Source organism: Aeromicrobium sp. (assembly GCF_036676885.1).
Classification (GTDB): Bacteria; Actinomycetota; Actinomycetes; order Propionibacteriales; family Nocardioidaceae; genus Aeromicrobium.
In genome coordinates, this window is the sequence record NZ_JAKFCB010000390.1 from 1 (window position 1) to 4,456 (window position 4,456).

4 protein-coding genes are annotated in these 4,456 nt (G+C 70.5%); all 4 read left to right on the forward strand.

Annotated elements, in window-relative coordinates:
- Positions 1-1,248 (forward strand): bifunctional rhamnulose-1-phosphate aldolase/short-chain dehydrogenase (rhaD, locus tag V6M46_RS18615; protein WP_332667860.1); only part of this gene is annotated, 1,248 nt, incomplete at its 5' end.
- Positions 1,249-1,252: 4 nt separating this feature from the next.
- On the forward strand, positions 1,253-2,662 hold the full coding sequence (locus V6M46_RS18620) for a rhamnulokinase (RefSeq protein ID WP_332667862.1): 1,410 nt from the start codon (positions 1,253-1,255) through the stop codon (positions 2,660-2,662).
- A 7-nt stretch (positions 2,663-2,669) separates the two neighbouring features.
- On the forward strand, positions 2,670-3,563 hold the full coding sequence (locus V6M46_RS18625; protein ID WP_332667864.1) for an NAD(P)-dependent oxidoreductase: 894 nt from the start codon (positions 2,670-2,672) through the stop codon (positions 3,561-3,563).
- 20 nt (positions 3,564-3,583) lie between these two features.
- Positions 3,584-4,456, forward strand: an 873-nt coding sequence (locus tag V6M46_RS18630) for an alpha-hydroxy acid oxidase (RefSeq protein ID WP_332667866.1), incomplete at its 3' end; no start/stop codon positions are given.

The window sequence follows — 4,456 nt, forward strand, 5'->3', positions numbered from 1 at the left end:
GTCGTGCTGGACTTCCTCGCCTCGAGCGAGCACCCGCGCCTCACCGCGCTGGGCACCAGCTGCCCGGACCACTTCCTGCGTACGAAGGTCAAGCCGCTCGTGCTCGACCTGCCCGCCTCGGCGACCGTCGAGGAGTCGATCGCGCGGCTGCGTGAGCTCCACACGGCGTACCGCGAGGACTACCAGGCCTACTACGACCGCCACGCGACGCCGGAGTCACCGGCGATCCGCGGCGCCGACCCGCTGATCGTGCTGGTGCCCGGCGTCGGCATGTTCAGCTTCGGCAAGGACAAGCAGACCGCACGCGTGGCCGGTGAGTTCTACGTCAACGCGATCAACGTCATGCGCGGCGCGGAGGGCCTCTCGACGTACGCCCCGATCGACGAGGCGGAGAAGTTCCGCATCGAGTACTGGGCGCTCGAGGAGGCCAAGCTCCAGCGCATGCCGGCGCCCAAGCCGCTGGCGACCCGTATCGCGCTCGTCACCGGGGCAGCCTCTGGCATCGGCAAGGCCATCGCGCACAAGCTGGCCGCGCAGGGTGCTGTCGTCGCGATCGCCGACCTCGACCTCGCCAAGGCGCAGGCCGCTGCGGCTGAGATCGGTGGCACGGATGTCGCCGTCGGCGTGCAGGCCGATGTCAGCGACGAGGAGCAGGTGCAGGCCGCGGTCGACGCGACGCTGCTGGCGTTCGGTGGGCTCGACCTGGTCGTCAACAACGCCGGGCTGTCCTTGTCGAAGTCGCTGCTCGACACGACGGTGGCCGACTGGGACCTGCAGCACAACGTCATGGCCAAGGGCTCGTTCCTGGTCTCGCGCACCGCGGCGAAGGCGCTCATCGAGCAGGGTCTCGGCGGCGACATCGTCTACATCTCGTCCAAGAACTCGGTGTTCGCCGGACCCAACAACATCGCGTACTCCGCGACCAAGGCAGACCAGGCGCACCAGGTCCGGCTGCTGGCCGCCGAGCTGGGCGAGCACGGCGTACGCGTCAACGGCATCAACCCAGACGGCGTCGTGCAGGGCTCGGGCATCTTCTCCAGCGGCTGGGGCGCCAACCGCGCTGCGGTCTACGGGGTCGACGAGAAGGACCTCGGCGCGTTCTACGCGCAGCGGACCCTGCTCAAGCGCGAGGTCCTGCCGGACCACGTCGCCAACGCGGTCTACGCGCTGGTCGGACCCGACCTGACGCAGACCACCGGCCTCCACATCCCCGTGGACGCCGGCGTCGCGGCCGCCTTCCTCCGCTAGCGCCATGACAGTCTCCGTCGCCGCGATCGACCTCGGGGCCTCCAGCGGCCGCGTCATGGTCGGCGAGGTCGGAGCCGATCACCTCGAGCTGCGCGCGGTCGCGCGCTTCGCCAATGAGCCCGTACGAAAGTCGGACGGGCTGCACTGGGATCCCCTCGAGCTCCACCGCCACGCTCTCAACGGCCTGTGGACAGCCGCTCGCATGTCACCCGACGGGCTCCGGAGCGTCGCGGTGGACTCGTGGGCGGTCGACTACGCCCTCATGCGGGCGGACCGCATGCTGGGCGTGCCGTTCCACTATCGGGACGAGCGCACGGCCGCGGGCGTGGAGCGAATCCACGCCCGGGTGCCGTTCGCGGAGCTGTACGCCCGTAACGGCCTGCAGTTCCTGCCGTTCAACACGATCTACCAGCTCGCCGCCGACCCGCTCGCGGACGAGGCCGAGCGGATGCTGCTGATCCCCGACCTGATCGGCTACTGGCTGACCGGCGAGACCGTCACCGAGCGCACCAACGCGTCGACGACCGGCCTGCTGGACGTACGCACGGGGGAGTGGGACACCGACCTCATGGCGCGGGTGGGTCTCCGCCGACCGCTGTTCACCGATCTGGTCGAACCCGGCGCGACGATCGGCACGGTGACCACCGAGGTCGGCGAGCAGATCGGCGTACCCGGCCTGACCCTCACGGCGGTCGGCTCGCACGACACCGCATCCGCGGTCGTGGGCGTGCCGATGCACAGCGACGACGCGGCCTACATCTCGTGCGGCACGTGGGGCCTGGTCGGGCTCGAGCTCGACGCACCGGTCCTCACGGACGAGGCGCGGGACGCCAACTTCACGAACGAGGGCGGCGTCGACGGGCGTACGCGATTCCTCACCAACGTCATGGGGACGTGGCTGATCAGCGAGACCCTGCGCGAGTGGGAGCGTGCCGGCCCCGCAGCGTCGCTCGAGGAGATCCTCCGCGCTGCTGCCGAGGTGACCGTCGACGTACCGGTGTTCGACGTGCAGGACCCGCGCTTCCTCCCACCCGGTGACATGCCCGCCCGCATCGCCGAGCTGTGCGCGGAGCAGGGCCTCCGCGTGCCCGCCGGTCGCGCCGAGCTCATGCGCAGCATCGTCGAGAGCCTGGCGTACGCCTTCGGGTCCGCGCTGGACACTGCCGAACGGCTGGCCGGGCGGCCGATCCGGATCGTGCACGTCGTCGGCGGCGGATCGCTCAACCGGCTGCTGTGCCAGGCGATCGCCGATCGCAGCGGCCGCCCCGTGCTCGCAGGCCCGGTCGAGGCGACGGCGCTGGGCAACGTGCTGATCCAGGGTCGTACGCTCGGCGCGGTCTCCGGCTCCCTGGAGGACCTGCGGGGTCTCATCGCGCGCACCCACGACCTCGCGCGCTACGAGCCGAGAGCATGATCGACGTATGACTCTGCGTGTGACAGTGCCCGACAACCGCTGGCTGGAACGACTGGCCGATCTCGATGACCGGGTCGCACTCGAGGTCTGGAACCTCACGGACGCCCAACCCCGGGGCCGGATCGACCTCGCCGTCAGTCCCTACCGGAACAGCACGGACGGCATCGACCGGATGGACGCCTCGCGGCTGGGCGTCCTGCAGCTGCAGACCCTCGGCTACGACGGCGTCGCCGACATCCTCCCGGCCGGAATCACCTGCTGCAACGCCGTCGGCGTGCACGAGGGTTCGACGGCCGAGCTCGCCGTGGCCCTGCTGCTCGCCAGTGCGCGCGGCCTCGACGTGTACGCCCGTGAGCGTGGCCAGTGGAACCGGCGGTGGGGCACCAGCGTCGCGGACCGACGCATCATGCTGCTCGGCTACGGCGGCATCGGCGTCGAGGTCGAGAAGCGGCTCGAGGGATTCGAGGCCGAGCTCGTACGCGTCGCGGGTCACCACCGCGAGGACGTGCACGGCAGCGACGAGCTGGTCGACCTGCTGCCGACCGTTGACGCCGTCGTCGTCGCCGTTCCGCTGTCGGAGTCGACCGTTGGACTGATCGATGACGCGTTCCTGGGTGCGCTGCCCGACGGCGCTGTCGTCGTCAACGTCTCGCGCGGCAAGGTCGCCGACACCGATGCGGTCGTGCGCCAGGCCGGCCGCATCCGCTACGCCACGGATGTCACGGATCCGGAGCCACTTCCCGCCGACCACGCGCTCTGGGAGGTCCCCGGCGTCCTGATCTCGCCGCACGTCGGCGGCATGTCCACCGCGATGCAGCCCCGCATCGATGCCGTGGTCCGCCGCCAGATCACCAATCTGCTCGAGGGCCGCGGCCCCGACTCCGTCGTCATCTCGCCCTGAACGCCCCTGAAAGGACCGCCATGGCATCGCCCTTGGTCAGACAGCGTCGTCGCTTCCCGCGGCCGCGCGACTTCGTGCCCCTGCTGAAGTTCAAGAAGCCCGTGCTCAACCCGACGCGCCGGCGCCTGGAGCGGGCGCTGACGGTGTGGGACCTGCGGGCGATCGCCAAGCGGCGTACGCCCAAGGCGGCGTTCGACTACACCGATGGCGCCGCGGATGCGGAGCTGTCGCTGGCGCGAGCGCGTCAGGCGTTCGAGGACATCACGTTCCACCCGGCGATCCTGCGCGACGTGTCGGTCGTCGACACGTCGGTCGAGGTGCTGGGCGTACGTTCTGCGCTGCCGTTCGGCATCGCCCCGACCGGGTTCACCCGGATGATGCAGTCCGAGGGCGAGATCGCCGGCGCGACCGCTGCCGAGGCGGCCGGCATCCCGTACTCGCTGTCGACGATGGGCACCACCGCGATCGAGGACGTTGCCGCGGCGGCGCCGAACGGGCGCAACTGGTTCCAGCTCTACATGTGGAAGGACCGCGAGCGGTCGATGGCGCTGGTCGACCGGGCCGCCAAGGCCGGGTTCGACACGCTGCTGGTCACGGTCGACGTGCCGGTGGCCGGCGCGCGGCTGCGCGACACCCGCAACGGCATGACGATCCCGCCGACGCTGTCGCCCCGCACGGTGCTCAACGCGATTCCGCGGCCGGCGTGGTGGCTCAACTTCCTGACCACCGAGCCGTTGGCGTTCGCGTCGCTCGACAAGTGGTCCGGCACGGTCGCCGAGCTGCTGGACACGATGTTCGACCCGACGGTGACGTTCGACGACCTGGCGTGGATCAAGGACCAGTGGCACGGCAAGGTCGTGGTCAAGGGCGTGCAGAACGTCGATGATGCGGTC